Source organism: Pseudomonas sp. FG35, assembly GCF_057809295.1.
Window position 1 is genome coordinate 180,746 of record NZ_JBMDJR010000002.1, and the last position, 20,962, is coordinate 201,707.

General features: G+C 60.8%; 20 protein-coding genes. 14 read left to right on the forward strand and 6 right to left on the reverse strand.

The window, feature by feature from the left end; translation table 11 throughout:
• Window positions 1–174 precede the first annotated feature (174 nt).
• From mreB to tldD, 8 genes are all read left to right on the forward strand, one after another.
• Entirely contained in the window at window positions 175–1,212 is a 1,038-nt protein-coding gene (gene mreB, locus ACODTD_RS04870; protein ID WP_002555108.1) for a rod shape-determining protein MreB, read from the forward strand.
• Between the two features lie 140 nt (window positions 1,213–1,352).
• Complete coding sequence (gene mreC / locus ACODTD_RS04875; protein ID WP_201819118.1) at window positions 1,353–2,477, forward strand: rod shape-determining protein MreC; 1,125 nt, start codon at window positions 1,353–1,355, stop codon at window positions 2,475–2,477.
• A complete protein-coding gene (gene mreD, locus ACODTD_RS04880; protein WP_064593386.1) occupies window positions 2,477–2,968 on the forward strand; it encodes a rod shape-determining protein MreD in 492 nt (163 codons plus the stop codon). The genes mreC and mreD overlap by 1 nt, the downstream gene beginning before the upstream one ends.
• A 43-nt stretch (window positions 2,969–3,011) precedes the next feature.
• Window positions 3,012–3,608, forward strand: a complete 597-nt coding sequence (locus ACODTD_RS04885) for a Maf family protein (RefSeq protein WP_489104576.1) — start codon at window positions 3,012–3,014, stop codon at window positions 3,606–3,608.
• Between the two features lie 57 nt (window positions 3,609–3,665).
• Complete coding sequence (gene rng, locus ACODTD_RS04890) at window positions 3,666–5,123, forward strand: ribonuclease G (RefSeq protein ID WP_007953605.1); 1,458 nt, start codon at window positions 3,666–3,668, stop codon at window positions 5,121–5,123.
• Window positions 5,124–5,198: 75 nt separating this feature from the next.
• On the forward strand, window positions 5,199–9,002 hold the full coding sequence (locus tag ACODTD_RS04895; RefSeq protein WP_489104577.1) for a YhdP family protein: 3,804 nt from the start codon (window positions 5,199–5,201) through the stop codon (window positions 9,000–9,002).
• Between the two features lie 58 nt (window positions 9,003–9,060).
• Window positions 9,061–9,921 carry a carbon-nitrogen hydrolase family protein gene (locus ACODTD_RS04900; protein WP_011332461.1) on the forward strand — a complete coding sequence of 287 codons (861 nt, stop codon included), beginning with the start codon at window positions 9,061–9,063 and terminating at the stop codon, window positions 9,919–9,921.
• Window positions 9,922–9,926: 5 nt separating this feature from the next.
• Window positions 9,927–11,369, forward strand: coding sequence for a metalloprotease TldD (gene tldD / locus ACODTD_RS04905; RefSeq protein WP_011332462.1), 1,443 nt, complete (start codon window positions 9,927–9,929; stop codon window positions 11,367–11,369).
• 51 nt (window positions 11,370–11,420) lie between these two features.
• On the opposite strand, the gene yjgA is transcribed toward tldD, so the two are convergent.
• Window positions 11,421–11,945: a ribosome biogenesis factor YjgA gene (gene yjgA, locus ACODTD_RS04910; RefSeq protein ID WP_007953598.1), complete on the reverse strand. Its 525-nt coding sequence runs from the start codon at window positions 11,943–11,945 to the stop codon at window positions 11,421–11,423.
• Between the two features lie 108 nt (window positions 11,946–12,053).
• Here yjgA and pmbA point away from each other — a divergent pair, with 108 nt between their 5' ends.
• The 6 genes from pmbA (at window position 12,054) to ACODTD_RS04940 (ending at window position 17,331) form a co-directional block, all read left to right on the forward strand.
• Complete coding sequence (pmbA, locus tag ACODTD_RS04915; protein ID WP_011332464.1) at window positions 12,054–13,400, forward strand: metalloprotease PmbA; 1,347 nt, start codon at window positions 12,054–12,056, stop codon at window positions 13,398–13,400.
• 161 nt (window positions 13,401–13,561) lie between these two features.
• Complete coding sequence (locus ACODTD_RS04920; RefSeq protein ID WP_011332465.1) at window positions 13,562–13,969, forward strand: hypothetical protein; 408 nt, start codon at window positions 13,562–13,564, stop codon at window positions 13,967–13,969.
• Window positions 13,950–15,326: a class II fumarate hydratase gene (locus ACODTD_RS04925; RefSeq protein ID WP_041475139.1), complete on the forward strand. Its 1,377-nt coding sequence runs from the start codon at window positions 13,950–13,952 to the stop codon at window positions 15,324–15,326. Before ACODTD_RS04920 ends, ACODTD_RS04925 begins: the two co-directional genes overlap by 20 nt.
• 27 nt (window positions 15,327–15,353) lie before the next feature.
• Window positions 15,354–15,794: a DUF2753 family protein gene (locus tag ACODTD_RS04930; RefSeq protein ID WP_011332467.1), complete on the forward strand. Its 441-nt coding sequence runs from the start codon at window positions 15,354–15,356 to the stop codon at window positions 15,792–15,794.
• A gap of 1 nt (window position 15,795) precedes the next feature.
• Window positions 15,796–16,407, forward strand: coding sequence for a superoxide dismutase (locus tag ACODTD_RS04935; RefSeq protein ID WP_011332468.1), 612 nt, complete (start codon window positions 15,796–15,798; stop codon window positions 16,405–16,407).
• Between the two features lie 30 nt (window positions 16,408–16,437).
• The gene (locus tag ACODTD_RS04940; RefSeq protein WP_201819039.1) at window positions 16,438–17,331 is read left to right on the forward strand and encodes a ZIP family metal transporter; all 894 of its coding nucleotides are present in this window, start codon (window positions 16,438–16,440) and stop codon (window positions 17,329–17,331) included.
• A 39-nt stretch (window positions 17,332–17,370) separates the two neighbouring features.
• On the opposite strand, the gene ACODTD_RS04945 is transcribed toward ACODTD_RS04940, so the two are convergent.
• The 5 genes from ACODTD_RS04945 to ACODTD_RS04965 all read right to left on the reverse strand — a co-directional run bounded on the left by ACODTD_RS04945 (window position 17,371) and on the right by ACODTD_RS04965 (window position 20,873).
• The gene (locus tag ACODTD_RS04945) at window positions 17,371–17,646 is read right to left on the reverse strand and encodes an HPr family phosphocarrier protein (protein WP_007953585.1); all 276 of its coding nucleotides are present in this window, start codon (window positions 17,644–17,646) and stop codon (window positions 17,371–17,373) included.
• A 15-nt stretch (window positions 17,647–17,661) separates the two neighbouring features.
• A complete protein-coding gene (gene rapZ / locus ACODTD_RS04950) occupies window positions 17,662–18,519 on the reverse strand; it encodes an RNase adapter RapZ (protein WP_064382531.1) in 858 nt (285 codons plus the stop codon).
• A 2-nt stretch (window positions 18,520–18,521) separates the two neighbouring features.
• Window positions 18,522–18,986, reverse strand: a complete 465-nt coding sequence (ptsN, locus tag ACODTD_RS04955; protein ID WP_007953580.1) for a PTS IIA-like nitrogen regulatory protein PtsN — start codon at window positions 18,984–18,986, stop codon at window positions 18,522–18,524.
• An 11-nt stretch (window positions 18,987–18,997) separates the two neighbouring features.
• Window positions 18,998–19,306 (reverse strand): ribosome hibernation-promoting factor, HPF/YfiA family, encoded by a 309-nt coding sequence (gene hpf, locus ACODTD_RS04960; RefSeq protein ID WP_011332471.1) that lies wholly within the window; start codon window positions 19,304–19,306, stop codon window positions 18,998–19,000.
• A 73-nt stretch (window positions 19,307–19,379) separates the two neighbouring features.
• Window positions 19,380–20,873 carry an RNA polymerase factor sigma-54 gene (locus ACODTD_RS04965; RefSeq protein ID WP_011332472.1) on the reverse strand — a complete coding sequence of 498 codons (1,494 nt, stop codon included), beginning with the start codon at window positions 20,871–20,873 and terminating at the stop codon, window positions 19,380–19,382.
• Window positions 20,874–20,962 lie beyond the last annotated feature (89 nt).

The following is a 20,962-nucleotide window of genomic DNA, read 5'->3' on the forward strand; positions in this document are numbered from 1 at the left end:
GTGTGTTAGATTGTCGGAACACTACCGCACTTCTACGGTCATAAGGCCGCGATTGTGGGGCTTGGTGCACAGAAAAGCGGCCAATTTAACATATTGGCGCCTTGCCCAAAATCCCTGTCGTTGTTAGAGTTTGCCGCACTTTTTTACCCACGCGTTGCCTAGGGTCCCTTTCCCATGTTCAAGAAACTGCGTGGCATGTTTTCCAGCGATCTTTCCATTGACCTGGGCACTGCCAACACCCTTATTTACGTGCGCGAGCGCGGTATCGTCCTGAATGAGCCATCGGTTGTGGCCATTCGGACACACGGTAACCAGAAAAGTGTCGTCGCTGTCGGCACCGAGGCCAAGCGCATGCTCGGCCGTACGCCGGGCAACATTGCTGCCATTCGTCCGATGAAGGACGGCGTGATCGCCGACTTCAGCGTCTGCGAAAAGATGCTGCAATACTTTATCAACAAGGTTCACGAAAACAGCTTTCTGCAGCCCAGCCCTCGTGTGCTGATCTGCGTTCCATGCAAGTCCACCCAGGTTGAGCGTCGTGCCATCCGTGAATCGGCCCTTGGCGCCGGTGCCCGTGAAGTGTTCCTGATCGAAGAGCCGATGGCGGCAGCGATCGGTGCCGGCCTGCCGGTTGAAGAAGCTCGCGGTTCGATGGTCGTGGATATCGGTGGTGGTACCACCGAAATCGCGCTGATCTCCCTGAACGGTGTGGTCTATGCCGAGTCCGTACGTGTTGGCGGCGACCGCTTCGACGAAGCGATCATCACCTACGTGCGCCGCAACTACGGCAGCCTGATCGGCGAATCCACCGCCGAACGCATCAAGCAGGAAATCGGCACGGCCTACCCGGGCGGCGAAGTTCGCGAAGTCGACGTTCGTGGTCGCAACCTGGCCGAAGGCGTTCCACGTGCATTCACCCTGAACTCCAACGAAGTGCTGGAAGCTCTGCAAGAGTCGCTGGCGACCATCGTTCAGGCGGTGAAAAGTGCTCTGGAGCAATCGCCGCCGGAACTGGCTTCCGACATCGCCGAGCGTGGCCTGGTGCTGACCGGTGGTGGCGCGCTGCTGCGTGACCTCGACAAGCTGCTGGCTCAGGAAACCGGTCTGCCGGTGATCGTTGCCGAAGATCCGCTGACCTGCGTCGCTCGCGGCGGTGGCCGTGCATTGGAAATGATGGACAAGCACACCATGGACCTGCTCTCCAGCGAATAATCGCCGGGTGCAATACGTGGGTGAGCGCACAGGCAGCACTTTGCAGTGCTGCCTGTTGGCGTTTATCTTCTGTCAGTCTTCATCCAGGCCGGTTTGATGCCGTATGAATAAACAGAACATTTGCCTGGGAGGAGCGGCTTATTAAACCGCTTTTCGCCAAGGGCCCCTCACTGGGCGTGCGCTTGTTGGTGCTGGCCGTACTGTCGGTCGCGCTGATGGTCGTTGACGCGCGCTTCAGCCTGCTTAAACCCGTACGCAGCCAGGCCTCGCTGGTGCTGATGGACGCCTACTGGATTACTGACCTGCCCGGACGATTGTGGGAAGGTATCGCCAGCCAGTTCGGCAGTCGCACCGAGCTCGTCGCCGAAAATGAAAAACTCAAGTCGGAGAACCTGCTGTTGCAGGGTCGCATGCAGAAGCTTGCCGCCCTCACCGAGCAGAACGTCCGCCTGCGCGAGTTGCTCAATTCCTCCGCGCTGGTCAACGAGAAGGTCGAAGTGGCCGAGCTGATCGGCATGGACCCCAACCCTTTCACCCATCGCATCATCATCAATAAAGGTGAGCGTGATGGCGTGGTGCTCGGTCAGCCGGTGCTCGATGCTCGCGGCCTGATGGGGCAGGTGGTCGAACTGATGCCGTACACTTCCCGTGTGCTGCTGCTGACCGACTCGACCCACAGCATTCCCGTGCAGGTGAACCGTAACGGTCTGCGGGCGATTGCCAGCGGCACCGGTAACCCTGAGCGTCTGGAACTGCGCCACGTGGCGGACACTGCCGACGTCAAGGAAGGCGATCTGCTGGTCAGCTCCGGCCTGGGTCAGCGTTTCCCGGCCGGTTATCCGGTGGCGACGGTCAAGGAAGTCATCCACGATTCCGGCCAGCCTTTCGCCATTGTTCGCGCCGTGCCGACCGCCGCGCTGAACCGCAGCCGTTACCTGCTGCTGGTGTTCAGTGACAACCGCACGGCCGAAGAGCGTGCCAACGATGCCGCGCAGGCTCAGGAAAACCTCGATGCCTTTGGTGGTGGTCCGGTGATTCCATCCACGGTGCCGAAAATCGTCACCCCGCCAGCCGCAGCCGCAACTCCTGCCACGACGACTCCGTCGGCTGCGCCTGCTGCCGACACCGCGCCGGCCAAACCCGCTGCGAGCAAACCGCCTGCAGCCACACCCGCGGCCAGCAAGCCACCGGCCAATCAGCCGGCGGCTCGACCAGCGGCCAAGCCGCCTGTCACTGCGCCGGCGACCACCGGGAGGCAAGAATAATGGTCGGAGCTACCGCATCGCGTAACGGCTGGATCGTCTGGCTGACGTTCATCGTCGGCATTCTGCTCAGTGTGTCGCCACTGCCCATTTTCATGGAAATCCTGCGTCCGCTCTGGCTGGCCTTGCTCCTGACCTTCTGGGCTTTGTATCTGCCGCATACGGTCGGCATGGTCACGGCCTTCTGCCTGGGACTGGCCGAAGATGTGCTGCAAGGCGATCTGCTCGGTCAGAATGCCCTGATCCTGACCCTGATCACGTTCCTGGTGCTGTCGTTGCAACAACGCCTGCGAATGTTCCCGATGTGGCAGCAGAGCCTGGTGATTCTGGTGATCTTCGGCTTGGCCCAGCTCGTACAACTCTGGCTCAGTGCCTTGACCGGCAACCGTCAGCCGACCCTCGCACTGGTCCTGCCGGCACTGGTCAGTGCCTTGCTCTGGCCTTGGGTCAGCTTCGCTTTGCGTGGATTGCGTCGGCGCTACAAAATCAACTGATTCGGTCAGGCATTTGCCCGCACCTCGACAGGGAGATGTCTTGATGAAAAAGCTTTACCTCGCCTCAGGATCGCCGCGTCGGCGTGAATTGCTCACGCAGATCGGCATCCCGTTTACCGCCATCAGCGCGGATATCGATGAAACCCCTCTCGCCAATGAATCCCCATCGGCCTACGTCGAGCGCCTGGCGCGCGGCAAGGCCGAGGCCGGGCGGCGCATCGTCACCTCCGAGCCACCGTTTTGCGTACTCGGCGCCGACACCGCCGTGGTGCTGGACGGCAAAATTCTTGGCAAACCGGTGGACGAAGCCGATGCATGCGCCATGCTGATGATGTTGTCCGGCAAGGAGCATGAAGTGCTGACGGCGATTGCCGTGCTCGACGGCGAGCGTTGCGAGTCGCGGGTGGTGCGCAGTCTGGTGCGGTTCCGCTCGATCAGCCGCGAAGAAGCCGCCGCCTACTGGGCCAGCGGCGAACCCCGGGACAAGGCGGGTGGCTACGGCATTCAAGGGCTCGGCGCGTTGTTCGTCGCCGGCCTCAATGGCAGTTACTCGGCGGTCGTCGGCTTGCCGGTGTGCGAAAGCGCAGAACTGCTCGGCCATTTCGGCATACCCTGTTGGCAAACCCTGAACGCGCAATGAGCGTCGAACGGACAAGATGCGGCCATTATCGTGAACATGCCTGAACGAGACCCTGCCATGAGTGAAGAGATTCTGATCAACATCACGCCGATGGAATCGCGCGTGGCGGTGGTCGAAAACGGTGTGCTGCAAGAAGTGCACGTCGAGCGTACGCAAAAACGCGGGATCGTCGGCAACATCTATAAAGGCAAGGTGGTGCGAGTCCTGCCGGGCATGCAGGCGGCCTTCGTCGACATCGGTCTGGATCGCGCAGCCTTCATTCATGCATCGGAAATTTCACTGCGTGAAGGCCCGGCAGTAGAAAGCATCAGCGCTCTGGTGCACGAAGGCCAGAGCCTGGTGGTGCAGGTCACCAAGGACCCGATCGGTTCCAAGGGCGCGCGGCTGACCACGCAACTGTCGATCCCGTCGCGCTATCTGGTGTACATGCCGCGAACCGCCCACGTCGGCATTTCCCTGAAGATCGAAGACGAAGCCGAGCGCGAACGCCTCAAGCAGGTGGTCAGCGATTGCGTGGCCAAAGAAGGCATCAAGGAGGCTGGCGGCTTTATTTTGCGCACCGCCGCCGAAGGTGCCGGGGCCGATGAGATCCTGATGGACATCCGCTATCTGCGCCGCCTGTGGGATCAGATCAACGAACAGATCAAGACCATCGGCGCACCGAGCGTGATTTACGAAGACCTCGGCCTGGCACTGCGCACCCTGCGCGATCTGGTCAGCCCGAAGATCGAGAAGATCCGCATCGACTCCCGAGAAACTTTCCAGAAGACCACGCAGTTCGTCGCCGAACTGATGCCGGAAATCGCCGATCGTCTGGAACACTACCCGGGTGAACGACCGATTTTCGACCTGTATGGCGTCGAAGACGAAATCCAGAAGGCCCTGGAGCGCAAGGTGCCGCTGAAGTCTGGCGGTTATCTGGTGATCGATCCGGCCGAAGCCATGACCACCATCGATGTGAACACTGGAGCGTTTGTCGGTCATCGCAACCTCGAAGAAACCATCTTCAAGACCAACCTCGAAGCCGCGACCGCGATTGCCCGGCAGATGCGCCTGCGCAATCTGGGCGGGATCATCATCATCGACTTCATCGACATGGAAGACGAAGAGCACCAGCGTCAGGTGCTGCGTACCCTGGAAAAACAACTGGAGCGCGATCACGCCAAGACCAACATCATCGGCATCACCGAGTTGGGCCTGGTGCAGATGACGCGCAAGCGCACCCGCGAAAGTCTCGAGCAGGTGCTGTGCGAACCGTGCAGCAGCTGTCAGGGCCGGGGCAAGCTGAAAACCCCGGAAACCATTTGCTACGAGATTTTTCGCGAGATCCTGCGTGAAGCCCGGGCCTATCAGGCCGAGGGGTATCGGGTGCTGGCGAACCAGAAAGTGGTGGATCGCCTGCTCGATGAAGAGTCCGGTAACGTGGCCGAACTTGAAGGTTTCATCGGGCGCACCATACGCTTCCAGGTGGAAACCATGTATTCCCAGGAACAATATGACGTGGTGCTGCTCTGAATCCCTGCATCACCCTTTTCCTGAAACGGCTGGCCTCAGCTTTTTGCAGTATTTTTGCCATGGGAGCCAACTGACATGGAACGTCTGACACGCATTTTGGCTGCGCTGACCCGCTGGGGTCTGGGCCTGTGCGCGTTGGTTCTGGTATTGATGGCGTTGTACGTCAGCCTCGGCCGGGAACTCACGCCACTGGTGGCCGAATACCGCACCGATATCGAAGACAAGGCCAGTGACGCCCTGGGCATGCCGCTGCAGATCGGCGAGCTGGAAGGCAACTGGAGCGGATTTGCCCCGATCCTGCTGGCTCACGACGTGATGGTCGGCAGCGGCGCCAACGCCTTGCGCCTGGATCGGGTGCGCGCGGTGCCGGATCTTTGGGCCAGTTTGCTGGCCCGGGAAGTGCGCATCGCCCATCTGGAACTCAACGGTCTGAAGATCAGCCTCAAGGAAGGCGAAGACGGCAAGTGGGCGCTGGAAGGCTTGCCGGTGCAGCAGGACCAGCCCATGGATCCCGAGCAACTGTTCAACCGCATGCAAATGATTCAACAACTGTCGGTTCTCGACAGTCAGGTGACCTTGCAACCGCGGGAGCAGGCGCCGCTGACGCTCACGTATGTCGGCCTCAATCTCAAGACCGGCACCAGCCGTCAGCGCCTCGATGCCCGATTGACCCTGCCTGACGGCCAGCCCGTGGCGCTGAGTCTGCGCACGCGGATTCGTCCGAGTCAGTGGCAGAGCAGCGAAGTGGAAGGTTATGTCAGCCTGCCGCAGAGCGATTGGTCGAAATGGCTGCCCGAGCGCGTCACCCAGCAATGGAATTTCTCCGAAATCAAGGCCGGTGGCGAGCTGTGGGTCAACTGGCGCGAGGGGGCGTTGCAGAGTGCTGCGATCCGTCTCAACGCGCCGCAACTGACCGGTGCCTACGCCGAGCGCAAGCCGATCCAGATCCACAATCTGGCGCTCAACGGCTATTTTCAGCGCGGCTCCGAAGGGGCCACAATCACGCTTGATTCGCTGGCGATGAATGTCGGCGAAACCCGCTTCGAATCCCATGTCCAGATCAAACAGACGGCCGCCACCGACAAAGCGCAAGAGCTCTGGCATCTGCAGGCCGACCGGCTTGACCTGACGCCGATCACACCTTTACTAAATGCCCTCGGCCCATTGCCCCAAGGTTTCGCCACCGTGGTCGAGCGCCTGAAAGTGACCGGCGGCCTGCGTAACGTACTGCTGGATTTCCGGCCGAACGCCACCGACGACAGCAAATTCAGCTTCGCCGCCAATCTCGATCAAGTCGGCTTCGACGCCTACCACGGCGCGCCGGCGGCACGGAATGTCAGCGGCAGCCTTACCGGCAATCTCGGCGGCGGCGAGCTGCGCATGGACAGCAAGGACTTCGTTCTGCACCTCGATCCGATTTTCGCCAAGCCATGGCAGTACATTCAGGCCAACGCCCGGTTGACCTGGAAGCTCGACAAAGAAGGTTTCACCCTGATCGCGCCGTACCTGAAGGTGCTCGGCGAGGAAGGCAAGATCGCCGGCGACTTCCTGATCCGCCTGCACTTCGATCACAGCCAGGAAGACTACATGGACCTGCGGGTCGGTCTGGTGGATGGCGATGGACGCTACACCGCCAAGTATCTGCCGCAAGTCCTGAGCCCGGCCCTCGATGAATGGCTGCGCACGGCAATTCTCAAAGGCGCGGTGGATCAGGGCTTCTTTCAGTATCAGGGTTCGCTGAACAAGAACGCCGGGGAAGCGGATCGCAGCATCAGTCTGTTCTTCAAGGTGCACGACGCCGAGCTGGCGTTCCAGCCGGGCTGGCCGCACGTGAGCAAGGTCAGCGGTGACGTGTTCATCGAAGACAGCGGCGTGCGCATTCTCGCGAGCAAGGGCCAATTGCTCGACACCCAGGTCAGTGATGTTTTCGTCAATATTCCCCATGTGCCGAGCGGCGAGCACAGCCATATGTTCCTCGACGGCGCGTTCGCGGGTGGGTTGGGCGATGGCCTGAAGATTCTTCAGGAGGCGCCGATCGGCACTGCCGACACCTTTGCCGGTTGGGAAGGCGAGGGTGATCTGCAGGGCAAGCTCAAGCTCGATGTGCCGTTGGCCAAGGGCGATCAGCCGAAAATCCTCGTCGACTTCAAAACCGCCAATGCGCGATTGAAGCTTGCCGAGCCGAAGCTGGAACTGAGCCAGCTCAAGGGTGATTTCCGCTTCGACAGCGACAAGGGGCTGAGCGGTCAGAACATCAGCGCCAGGGCCTTCGATAAACCGGTCTCGGCGCAGATCTTCGCCGACGGCGGCCCCGGCAGACTCAAGACCCGGGTGGCGGCGTTGGGGCAGGTCGAAGTCAAGAAACTCACCGACTGGCTAGGCGTGACTCAACCGTTGCCGGTATCCGGAACCATCCCTTACCAGCTGCAGGTGAATCTGGACGGCGCCGACAGTCAATTGATGGTCAGTTCCAGTCTGAAAGGTGTGGCGGTGGATCTGCCGGCGCCGTTCGGCATGGCGGCCGATGTCGGGCGTGACACGGTGTTCCGCATGACGTTGCAGGGGCAAGAGCGGCGTTACTGGGTCAATTACGATCAACTGGCCAACTTTACCTTCGCCGCGCCACCGGGCAATTTTGTCGATGGTCGGGGCGAGTTGTTCCTCGGCACCGGCGAAGCGGTGTTGCCGGGCAACAAAGGCCTGCGGGTGCGCGGCGTGTTGTCCGAGCTGGACGTCAAACCCTGGCAGGATCTGCTGGACAAGTACGCTGGTCAGGATCCGGGTGGCAGCGCCAAGCAGTTGCTCAGCAGTGCGGACTTCAAGATTGGCAAACTCACCGCCTTCGGCACCACACTGGATCAGGCAGCCGTGCAGGTGAATCGCAAGCCCGGTGCCTGGGCTCTGGCCCTCGACAGTCAGCAGGCCAAAGGCACCGCCGGCATTCCCGACGCCAAGGGCGCGCCGATTGCGGTGAACCTGCAATATGTGCGGTTGCCGGCAGCGGACCCGACGGTGCAGGCCGACGAGAACGCGCCGGACCCACTGGCTTCGGTCGATCCGAGCAAGATTCCGGCGCTGGATATCACCATCAATCAATTGTTCCAGGGCCAGGATCTGGTCGGCGGCTGGTCGCTCAAGGTTCGCCCGACCGCCAAAGGCATCGCCCTGAACAATCTCGATCTGGGCCTCAAGGGCATTCTTTTGCAGGGCAGCGGCGGCTGGGAAGGCGCGCCCGGTGCTACGAGCAGTTGGTACAAGGGCCGGATCGGCGGCAAGAATCTCGCCGATGTGCTCAAGGGCTGGGGCTTTGCACCGAGCGTGACCAGCGAAGAATTCCACATGGATGTCGACGGCCGCTGGCCGGGCTCGCCGGCGTGGCTGGCGACCAAGCGCTTCTCCGGCACCCTCGATGCGTCCCTCAACAAAGGCCAGTTTGTTGAAGTGGAGGGCGGCGCTCAGGCATTGCGGGTATTTGGTCTGCTCAACTTCAACTCGATTGGCCGGCGTTTGCGCCTCGACTTCTCCGACCTGTTCGGCAAAGGCTTGAGCTATGACCGGGTCAAGGGATTGCTGGTGGCGACCAATGGCGTGTATGTGACGAAAGAGCCGATCAAGTTGACCGGGCCTTCGAGCAACCTGGAACTGGACGGCACGCTGGATCTGGTGGGCGATCAGGTTGATGCCAAATTGCTGGTGACCTTGCCGGTGACCAATAATCTGCCGATTGCCGCGCTGATTGTCGGCGCACCGGCGGTCGGCGGTGCCTTGTTCCTGATCGACAAGCTGATCGGCGATCGCGTGGCACGGTTCGCCAGCGTCAAATACACCGTCAAAGGCCCGTGGAAAGAGCCGAAAATCACCTTCGACAAGCCTTTTTGAACAGCCAGCCCCTGAACCGATGGAGTAGCATGGCCGCATACCTCTTGCGGAGTGCGCCATGTCTTTAGCGGTGATTCAAATGGTCAGCCAGAGCGATGTGCTGGCCAATCTGCGCGATGCCCGACGTTTGCTCGAACACGCATCTAACGCCGGTGCGAAGCTGGCGGTGCTGCCGGAAAATTTCGCGGCCATGGGCCGTCGCGACATCGCCGATATCGGCCGCGCCGAAGCACTCGGCGAAGGCCCGATTCTGCCGTGGTTGAAACAGACCGCCCGTGACCTCAAGTTATGGATTGTGGCCGGCACCTTGCCGTTGCCGCCGGTGGGGCAGCCTGAGGCCAAGTCCCATGCCTGCTCGCTGCTGGTGAATGATCAGGGCGAAATCGTTGCGCGCTATGACAAGTTGCACCTGTTCGATGTCGACGTGGCGGACAATCGCGGCCGTTACCGCGAATCCGATGACTATGCTTATGGCAGTGGCGTGGTGGTCGCGGACACCCCGGTCGGGCGACTGGGCCTGACGGTGTGCTACGACCTGCGTTTCCCGGAGCTGTACAGCGAATTGCGCGCAGCCGGGGCTGAACTGATTACCGCACCGTCGGCCTTCACCGCGGTGACCGGTGCGGCGCACTGGGATGTACTGATCCGCGCGCGGGCCATTGAAACCCAGTGCTACGTGCTGGCGGCCGCTCAGGGCGGGACGCATCCGGGGCCGCGGGAAACCTTTGGGCACGGGGCGATTGTCGACCCGTGGGGCCGCGTGCTGGCACAGCAGGAGCAGGGCGAAGCCGTACTGCTGGCCGAGCGCGACAGCAATGAACAAGCGTCCATCCGGGCGCGAATGCCGGTGACGGGTCATCGGCGGTTTTTTTCGCAGGGCGCACAGCGACCTGCTTCAGAACACGAATTTAAGGCGTAAAACCTATGAGCGAGTTGTTGTCCTCAGTCAGTGATCACCTGTTGGCGCCCGGCGGCGTGACGATCGAGAGTCTGCAAGGCGTGCTCGGTGATCTGGCGGGTCCAGGCATCGATGCGGCCGACCTGTATTTCCAGGGGCAGATTTCCGAGTCCTGGTCGCTGGAAGACGGCATCGTCAAGGAAGGCAGTTTCAACCTCGACCAGGGCGTCGGCGTGCGTGCGCAGTCCGGCGAAAAAACCGGTTTCGCCTACAGCAACGCGATCACCCTCGAAGCCCTCGGCGCAGCGGCCCGTGCGGCCCGTTCGATTTCCCGCGCCGGGCAGAACGGCACAGTGCAGGCTTTCAGCAGCCAGGACGTCGCCCAGTTGTATGCGCCGGACAACCCGCTGGAAGTCCTGAGCCGCGCTGAAAAAGTCGAACTGCTCAAACGCATCGACGTGGCGACCCGCGCCCTCGACCCGCGTATCCAGCAGGTCAGCGTAAGCATGGCCGGGGTCTGGGAGCGAATTCTGGTGGCCTCGACTGACGGTGGCCTGGCTGCCGATGTGCGTCCGCTGGTGCGTTTCAACGTCAGTGTGATCGTCGAACAGAACGGCCGTCGCGAACGCGGTGGTCATGGCGGCGGCGGGCGTACCGACTACCGTTATTTCCTCGCCGAAGACCGAGCCATGGGCTATGCCCGTGAAGCGTTGCGTCAGGCGCTGGTGAATCTGGAGGCGATTCCGGCACCGGCCGGCACCTTGCCGGTGGTTCTGGGCTCGGGCTGGTCCGGCGTGTTGCTGCATGAAGCGGTCGGTCACGGTCTGGAAGGCGATTTCAACCGCAAGGGCAGCTCTGCCTACAGCGGTCGCATGGGCGAAATGGTTGCTTCGAAACTCTGCACCATAGTCGATGACGGCACCCTGAGCGGTCGTCGCGGTTCCCTTAGCGTCGACGACGAAGGCACTCCGACCGAGTGCACCACGCTGATCGAAAACGGTGTGCTCAAGGGCTACATGCAGGACAAGCTGAATGCGCGGCTGATGGGCGTGGCCCGCACCGGCAACGGTCGTCGCGAATCCTACGCGCACCTGCCGATGCCGCGGATGACCAATACCTACATGCTCGGCGGCCAGAGCGATCCGGCGGAAATCATCGCGTCGGTGAAGAAGGGTATCTACTGCGCCAACCTCGGTGGCGGTCAGGTCGATATCACCAGCGGCAAGTTCGTGTTTTCCACCAGTGAGGCTTATCTGATCGAGGACGGCAAGATCACCGCGCCAGTCAAAGGCGCAACGTTGATCGGCAACGGTCCGGAAGCGATGAGCCGAGTGTCGATGGTCGGTAACGATCTGGCGCTGGACAGCGGTGTGGGCACATGCGGCAAGGACGGGCAGTCGGTACCGGTGGGTGTCGGTCAGCCGACGCTGAAAATCGATGCGATCACCGTGGGTGGCACGGGCGCGTAAGAAGGGATGGAGCTTCGGGTGGCGCGCGGTGCGGCCACCCGGTGACGAATATCAACGCAGACCGCGTTGAGTCTCGTCCAGCTCACGGATGTACTTGAAGATCTTGCGGCTCGAGGCAGGAGGTTTGTTTTGCGCAACCTCGTGCTGGGCCTGACGGATCAGGGAACGCAGTTGCTGGCGGTCGGCGTCCGGGTAATCGACGACGAATTTCTCCAGCACGGCATCGTCACCGGCGATCAGGCGGTCACGCCAGCGTTCGAGGTTGTGGAAACGCTCGTTGTACTGACGGGTAGAGGCATCGAGTTGATCGAGCAAGGTGAGAATGGCGTCAGTGTCCTGATCGCGCATCAGTTTGCCGATGAACTGCAAATGCCGTTTACGCGCGATGTTCGCGGTGTGCTTGGGCGCATCGGCCAGGGCCCGGCGCAAGGCGTCGGTCAATGGCAGTTTTGCCTGCAAGTCGGGCTTGAGCGTTGTAAGGCGCTCGCCAAGGTCAACCAGAGCATGCAGCTCGCGTTTGACCTGGGATTTGCTTTTTTCTCCCGTATCGAGGGAGTCGTCGTAAGAATCAACCATGGTGGCAGTCCGCAAAGAAACGCCGCCATGATAACCAGTCGGGGGCCGCTTGTCCGGCCCGGTCGCTCGAAGGCCCCAGCCGAAAGCAGAATTTGAGTGGAGATGAGCATGAGTGCAGTTGAAAGCGTCGGCCCACAGGCATTGCCGGCACTGCAGGAACAGGTCGAGCAGATCATCGCCGAAGCCAGGCGTCAGGGTGCTAGTGCCTGCGAAGTAGCGGTGTCGCTGGAGCAGGGCCTGTCGACGTCGGTGCGTCAACGTGAAGTCGAAACGGTCGAGTTCAACCGCGATCAGGGTTTTGGCATCACGCTGTACGTCGGCCAGCGCAAGGGCTCGGCCAGCACCTCTGCCACCGGGCCGGATGCGATTCGCGAGACCGTCGCTGCGGCGCTGGCCATTGCCAAACACACCTCCGAGGACGAAGCCTCGGGGCTGGCCGATGCCGCGCTGATGGCCAGGGATATTCAGGATTTCGACCTGTTCCACCAGTGGGACATCACTCCGGAGCAGGCCATCGAGAAGGCGTTGCTCTGCGAAGCTGCCGCGTTCGACGCTGATGCGCGCATCAAGAATGCCGATGGCACCACGTTGAGTACCCATCAGGGTTGCCGCGTGTACGGCAACAGCCACGGTTTTATCGGCGGTTACGCTTCGACCCGACACAGCCTGAGCTGCGTAATGATCGCCGAGGCCGATGGCCAGATGCAGCGCGACTACTGGTATGACGTGAACCGCCAGGGCAGTTTGCTGGCGGATCCGGTGAGCATCGGCCAGCGTGCTGCGCAGCGGGCGGCGAGTCGCCTGGGCGCGCGTCCGGTGCCGACCTGCGAAGTGCCGGTTTTGTTTTCGGCGGAACTGGCGGGCGGGTTGTTCGGCAGCTTTCTGTCGGCGATTTCCGGCGGAAGCCTGTACCGCAAATCGTCGTTCCTCGAAGGCACCCTGGGGCAGAAACTGTTCCCGGAGTGGCTGACCATCGACGAGCGTCCGCACCTGATGCGTGCCATGGGCAGTGCTTCCTACGATGGTGACGGTCTGGCGACCTATGCCAAACCGTTCGTCGAGAAGGGCGAGTTGGTGTCGTACATTCTTGGCACTTATTCCGGTCGCAAACTCGGCATGCCGAGTACCGCCAACGCGGGCGGCGTGCACAACCTGTTCGTCACCCATGGCGATGAAGATCAGGCGGCCTTGCTGCGACGCATGGGGCGTGGGTTGTTGGTCACCGAGTTGATGGGCCATGGTCTGAACATGGTGACCGGTGATTACTCGCGCGGTGCGGCGGGTTTCTGGGTCGAGAACGGTGAAATCCAGTTCGCGGTGCAGGAAGTGACCATCGCCGGCAACATGCGCGACATGTTCAAACAAATTGTCGCAGTCGGTAACGATCTGGAACTGCGCAGCAACATTCGCACTGGTTCGGTGTTGATCGAGAGGATGACTGTCGCGGGCAGCTAAGCAGCAGGCAGGTACAAAAAAGGCGCGCCACCCGATTGGGAGGCGCGCCTTTTTTGTGTCTGTAAATTTTTCGAGCTGATGAGGGCAGCAAAAAAGCTGCTCTTGTTTTGGTTCTCATTATCATCTAATAATAAATCTCATTATCGGATGAGCCCAGGATCATGAGTTCTGCCTTGCACGAGCAGCCGTACCTCGAAAGCTGGCGCTGGATGAGTCGCCAGATCCGTTGCGCGATGGATCCCGACGAACCGCGCCTGATCGAGCATTACCTTGCCGAAGGTCGATACCTGGCCTGCTGCACGGCGACCTCGCGCTGGATGATCGCTGAAACCTCTTTCCGTCTGCTGCTCGACACGGCCACTGATATCGCGCTGCCGTGGCATTGGCGCAGCCTGTGTCTCGATCAAGCCTGGCGCCCCTTGCGTGAAATGGAGCGCCTCTCGCTGTGCAAGTGCCGGCTCAAACGCTGGCAAAGCTACACCTGGCAATTGGCGACCTGCGAGTTGCTTCCCTCGATTCCTCTCATAGAACTGGTGCAAGGATTTTCAGATGACCAAGACACGTATTGAGCGCGACAGCATGGGCGAACTGCAGGTGCCGGTGGACGCTCTCTACGGCGCGCAGACCCAGCGTGCAGTGGATAACTTCCCGATCAGCGGCAAGCCGATGCCAACCCAGTTCATCCGCGCCCTGATTCTGGCGAAAGCGGCCGCCGCCCGCGCCAACGTCGAACTCAACCAGATCAGCGCCGCGCAAGGCAAAGCCATCAGCGATGCCGCCCAAGGGCTGCTGGAAGGCGACTTCATGCAGCATTTTCCGGTGGACATTTTCCAGACCGGTTCCGGCACCAGCTCCAACATGAACGCCAACGAGGTGATCGCCACACTGGCCAGTCGTCTGCTCGAGGAGCCATTAAACGCCAATGATCATGTGAACTGCGGGCAAAGCAGCAACGACATTATTCCAACCACTATTCACGTCAGCGCCGCGCTGGCCCTGCACGAACAACTGCTGCCGGCGCTGCTGCACCTGGTGCAAGTGATCGAACGCAAGGCCGAGCAAGTCCATCACCACGTCAAGACTGGCCGCACCCACCTGATGGACGCCATGCCGGTGCGCATGAGCCAGGTGCTCAACGGTTGGGCGCAGCAGCTCAAAGCCAATATCGGTCACCTGCAGGACTTGCTCCCAAGCCTGCAATCCCTGGCCCAGGGCGGCACGGCAGTCGGTACCGGGATCAATGCGCATCCGGAATTTGCTGCGCGTTTCAGCCGCCAATTGAGCCAGTTGACCAACGTCCAGTTCACGCCAGGCAAGGATCTGTTCGCCCTGATCGGCTCGCAAGACACCGCTGTGGCCGTATCGGGTCAGCTCAAGGCCACCGCCGTTTCACTGATGAAAATTGCCAACGACCTGCGCTGGATGAACTCCGGCCCGCTCGCCGGCCTCGGTGAGATCGAACTCGAAGGCCTGCAACCGGGCTCGTCGATCATGCCGGGCAAGGTCAATCCGGTGATTCCGGAAGCCACTGCCATGGTGGCCGCGCAAGTGATAGGCAACGACTCTGTAATCACCATCGCCGGGCAGTCAGGCAATTTCGAGCTGAACGTGATGCTGCCGATCATCGCCCAGAACCTGTTGAGCAGCATCGAGTTGCTGGCCAACTCCAGCCGTCTGCTGGCTGACAAGGCCATCGCCAGCTTCAGGGTCAACGAGTCGCGCCTCAAGGAAGCGCTGTCGCGCAACCCGATTCTGGTCACCGCACTCAACCCGATCATCGGTTACCAGAAAGCCGCCGAAATCGCCAAGCAGGCCTACAAACAGGGTCGCCCGGTGATCGACGTTGCGCTGGAGCACACCGACCTGTCGCGCAGCCAGCTGGAAGAGTTGCTCAATCCCGAGAAGCTCACCGCCGGCGGCGTGTAAGCACCGCAACCGCTTTGGAGGTTCACCATGGAGCACTGGAAACGCACGATCGAACGGGCCAATCGCTGCTTCATGCTTGGCGAGCTGATCGATGCCCGCGAGGCCTACCTGCAAGCATTGGCCCTGGCGCAGGTGTTGTTCGAGCGCTGGGCCGATGCCGACGAAGCGGTGGCGGCCTGTGTCATCTCCCATCACAACCTGGCGGATCTGCATCTGCGCCTGAATCAGCCGGAGGAGAGCGCCGAGTACCTGTGCGCGATCCATCAACGGCTGTTGCAGACCATGCAGGACGAGCGCATGCGCCCGGCGCTGCGTGAAGCGGCCCTGCGCCAGAGCAGCAAGACCTACGTCGAGCTGCTCAATTTCATCAGCGAACACGGCGAATACCCGCGCACCCAGCGTTTGCTGCATCCGGATACCGGCAATGCGCGGCGCGCGCCTGCCCCACATCACCATGGAGTCCACTGAAATGGCTTTTACCCTGCCAGCTTTGCCTTACGCCTACGACGCACTGGAGCCGCACATCGATGCGCAAACCATGGAGATCCACTACACCAAGCATCACCAGACCTACATCAACAATCTGAACGCTGCGGTCGAGGGCACCGAATTCGCGGAATGGCCGGTGGAAAAACTGGTCGCCAGCGTTCAGCAACTCCCGGAAAAACTTCGCGCGGCGGTGATCAACCAGGGCGGCGGTCACGCCAACCATTCGCTGTTCTGGGAAGTGATGGTGCCTGGCGGTGGCGGCAAGCCGGACGGCGCGCTGGCCAAGGCGATCGATGAGCAACTGGGTGGCCTCGACAGCTTCAAGGAAGCCTTCACCAAAGCCGCGCTGACCCGCTTCGGCAGTGGCTGGGCGTGGCTCAGCGTGACGCCGGACAAGAAACTGGTAGTGGAAAGCAGCGGCAATCAGGACAGCCCGCTGATGAACGGCAACACGCCGATTCTCGGGCTCGACGTGTGGGAACACGCTTACTACCTCCGTTATCAGAACCGTCGGCCGGAATACATCAGCGCGTTCTACAACGTGATCAACTGGCCACAAGTCGCTGCGCGTTATCAGGCCGCGCTGGTTTGAGTCTCCTATAAAAACAATCCAAGGCTGACTATGGGCACTGAAACACTGGCGATCGGAAGTGGGCGCATGTTTCGTTACGCAATCGGATCGCTGCTGCTGTTGGCGGGTATGACTTTGCTGATCGCCCACGGACTGGAATGGCTGAACCTGGAGCCGAGGTTGTCGCGGGCTCTACAGGGCGGGGCGATTTGCGCCCTCGGCACCGCACTCGGGGCTGTTCCGGTGCTGGTGATTCGCAACATGCCTCAGGCATTGGGGGATACGCTGTTGGGTTTTGGCGCTGGCGTGATGCTGGCAGCGACCGCGTTTTCGCTGATCGTGCCGGGAATCGCCGCGGCCGAAGGTCTGGGGTTGAGCCCTTGGGGCGCCAGCGGCCTGATCTGCTTTGGCATCATGCTCGGGGCGTTTGGCCTTTATCTGGTTGATCGCCGGGTCTCGGGCGCCTCGCCGGAAATGCTCATCGGCACAGTCGAGCATCCGGTGATTCCGCCGCGGATCTGGTTGTTCGTGTTCGCCATCATTGCCCATAACATCCCGGAAGGCATGGCGGTCGGTGTCTCGGCGGGTGGTGGAATGCCGGACGCAGACAGTCTGGCCATGGGCATTGCCTTGCAGGATGTGCCGGAAGGGCTGGTGATTGCACTGGTACTGGCCGGTGCCGGGATGTCGCGGGTCAAGGCATTCTTGATTGGCGCAGCGTCAGGTCTGGTCGAGCCGGTGTTCGCGCTGCTCTGTGCCTGGCTGGTCAGTCTTGCCGAGTTGTTGCTGCCCTTGGGCTTGGCGTTGGCGGCGGGTGCCATGCTGCTGGTGGTGACTCACGAGGTCATCCCGGAGTCGCGACGCAATGGTCACGAGAAGCTTGCAAGCCTGGGATTGTTGATCGGTTTCTGTCTGATGATGGTGATGGATACGGCGTTGGGCTGAGCCGGGAAGAGGGAGTGAGCTCCCTCGCCTGAAACGGTTTCAACCACCTTCGTCGAAATAGTTGTTGATCAGGGTCACCAGCGCGTCCATGGCTTCCTGTTCCTGGTGGCCGTCGGTACTCAGGTGGATTTTGGTGCCCTTGCCCGCAGCGAGCATCATCATTGCCATGATGCTTTTACCGTCGACCGTGGTTTCCGGGGTGCGGCCCACTCGGATCGTGCAATCGGGAAACTGTCCCGCCACTCCGACGAATTTTGCCGATGCGCGGGCGTGCAGGCCCAGCTTGTTGATGATTTCGATTTCACGAGCAGGCATCGCGGTGTGAATCCTTTAGCTGAGGTCGCGGTGGCGGACCTGGACGTTCTTCAGGGTCTTCTGCAGCGCCTGGCCCAGACGTTCGGTCAGGTAAACGGAACGGTGATGCCCGCCGGTGCAGCCGATGGCAATGGTGACGTAAGCGCGGTTGCTCGCGGCGAAGCGCGGCAGCCATTTGTGCAGGTACGTGTAAATATCCTGGTACATCTCCTCGACCTCGGGCTGGGCCGCCAGATACTCGGCGACCGGCTGATCGAGACCGGATTGCGCGCGCAGTTCCGGCTTCCAGTACGGGTTCGGCAGGCAGCGTACATCGAACACCAGATCCGCATCCACCGGCATGCCGCGTTTGAAACCGAACGACTCCACCAGAAACGCCGTGCCCGGCTCCGGCTGGTTCAACAAGCGCAGTTTGATGGTGTCACGTAGCTGGTACAGGTTGAGATGGGTGGTGTTGATCTTCAGATCGGCGAGATCGGCAATCGGGCCGAGCAGGGCGCTTTCATCCTGAATGGCTTCTGCCAGTGAACGATTGGCGTTGCTCAGCGGGTGGCGGCGGCGAGTTTCGGAGAAACGCTTGAGCAGGGTTTCTTCGTCGGCATCCAGGTACAGGACATCGCATTGAATATGCTTGGCGCGTACGTCCTCGAGCAATTCCGGAAATCGGCTCAGATGGCTCGGCAGATTGCGTGCGTCGATCGATACCGCCACCAGTGGCTGCGCCAGTTCGGTGTGAATCAGGGCACGTTCGGCCAGCTCCGGCAGCAGGCCGGCCGGCAGGTTATCAATGCAGTAGTAACCGTTGTCCTCAAGGACATCCAGGGCGGTACTTTTACCCGAGCCGGAACGGCCGCTGACAATGATCAAGCGCATGATTACGGCCTGTTCTGCTCTTCCAGTACAACCTGGTACAGGGCTTCGTTGCTTGGCGCGCTGCGCAGTCGATCGCGCACGTCCTTGCGGTCGAGCATGCTGGCGATCTGGCGTAACAGCTCCAGGTGCGCATCGGTGGCGGCTTCGGGCACCAGCAGGACGAACAGCAGGTCCACAGGCGCGCCGTCGATAGCGTCGAAATCGATAGGGGCATCAAGGTGCATCAGCGCACTGATCGGCGCTTCGCAGCCCTTGAGGCGGCAGTGGGGAATCGCGATGCCGTTGCCAAAACCGGTGGAACCCAGTTTTTCACGGGCAATCAATGCCTCGAAGACATCTTGCATCTCCAGATCCGGAACTTCCCGGGCGATCAGGTTGGCAATTTGTTCGAGGGCTTTCTTTTTACTGCCGCCCGGCACGTTCACCAGGGAACGGCCGGGGGTCAGGATACTTTCAAGTCGGATCATGGGGTTGGGGGTTATCGACCGGTAGCGCCCTGAAGCAGGCTCTGGGTCTTTTCCTTATGCTTTTTGAGTTGTTTATCAAGCTTGTCGGTCAACGCGTCGATCGCAGCGTACATATCGGTATGTTCCGCGTTTGCGACGACCTCATTGCCGGGAATATGCAGCGTGGCTTCGATTTTCTGCTTCAGCTTTTCGACGCACATCGTGACCTGTACGTTGGTGATCTTGTCGAAATGCCCTTCGAGCTTCTTGAGCTTGAGCTCGATGTACTCGCGCAGAGGCTGGGTAACTTCCAGTTGGTGTCCACTGATGTTGACTTGCATACAGCTTCTCCTTCGTTGCCAGTGCATAAAGCGGCAGGCCGAAAAGCCTGCCACTGGAACGCTGTAACGTGGCTTACATCAACCGCTTGCGTTCGCTCGAAGGCGCGATCCCGAGGGATTCGCGGTACTTGGCGACGGTGCGGCGAGCCACCTGAATGCCTTGTGCCTCCAGTAAACCAGCGATCTTGCTGTCACTCAACGGCTTTTTCTGATTTTCCGCGGCAACCAGTTTCTTGATGATCGCGCGGATCGCCGTGGACGAGCATTCACCGCCTTCTGAAGTGCTCACATGGCTGGAGAAAAAGTATTTCAGTTCATATATGCCTCGCGGGGTATGCATGAACTTTTGCGTGGTCACGCGGGAAATCGTCGACTCGTGCATGCCCACCGCTTCAGCGATGTCATGCAGGACCAGCGGCTTCATCGCTTCGTCGCCGTATTCCAGAAAGCCGCGCTGGTGCTCGACGATCTGGGTCGCTACTTTCATCAGGGTTTCGTTGCGGCTCTGCAGGCTCTTGATGAACCAGCGGGCTTCCTGCAACTGATTGCGCATGAAGGTGTTGTCGGCGCTGGTGTCGGCGCGGCGCACGAAACCGGCGTACTGGGCGTTGACCCGCAGGCGCGGCACCGATTCCTGGTTCAGCTCGACCAGCCAGCGCTCGTTGTCCTTGCGTACGATGACGTCAGGTACCACGTATTCGGCTTCGGTGGATTCGATCTGAGAGCCGGGGCGCGGGTTGAGGCTCTGCACCAGTTCGATGACTTGGCGCAGTTCGTCTTCCTTGAGCTTCATGCGGCGCATCAGCTGGCTGTAGTCGCGGCTGCCGAGCAGGTCGATGTAATCGGTGACCAGACGCTTGGCCTCTGCCAGCCAAGGGGTCTTGGCCGACAGCTGGCGCAATTGCAGCAACAGGCATTCGCCCAGGTTGCGTGCGCCGATGCCGGCCGGTTCGAACTGCTGGATGCGGTGCAGGACGGCTTCGATTTCGTCCAGCTCGATGTCGAGTTCCGGATCGAAGGCGTCGAGAATTTCTTCGAGGGTTTCGTCGAGGTAACCCTGATTGTTGATGCAATCGATCAGGGTGACAGCGATCAGGCGATCGGTGTCGGACATCGGGGCAAGGTTCAACTGCCACAGCAGGTGACTTTGCAGGCTCTCGCCGGCGGAGGTGCGGGTGGTGAAGTCCCACTCGTCATCATCGCTGCTCGGCAGGCTGCTGGCGCTGGTCTGATAGACGTCTTCCCAAGCGGTGTCGACGGGCAGTTCGTTGGGGATGCGCTCGTTCCATTCGCCGTCTTCGAGGTTGTCGACTGTCGGCGCGGTCTCCTGATAGGAAGGTTCCTGGATCTCGGTGTTGGGCTTCTGTTCGGCGTTGTCGGCCATGGGATCGGAGTTGTCGAAGTCGTCGCCGTCTTCCTGGCGTTCGAGCATCGGATTGGATTCCAGAGCCTCCTGGATTTCCTGTTGCAGATCCAGGGTCGACAATTGGAGCAGGCGGATGGCCTGTTGCAGCTGCGGTGTCATCGTCAGCTGCTGGCCCATTCTCAAGACTAGCGATGGTTTCATGGCAGGGGCTTAACACCTTATTCGCCGGCGCTATGCGCCATCCACTACAGGGCGCCGAAGCGCCAAACTTAAGCAAATTATATGCCTGA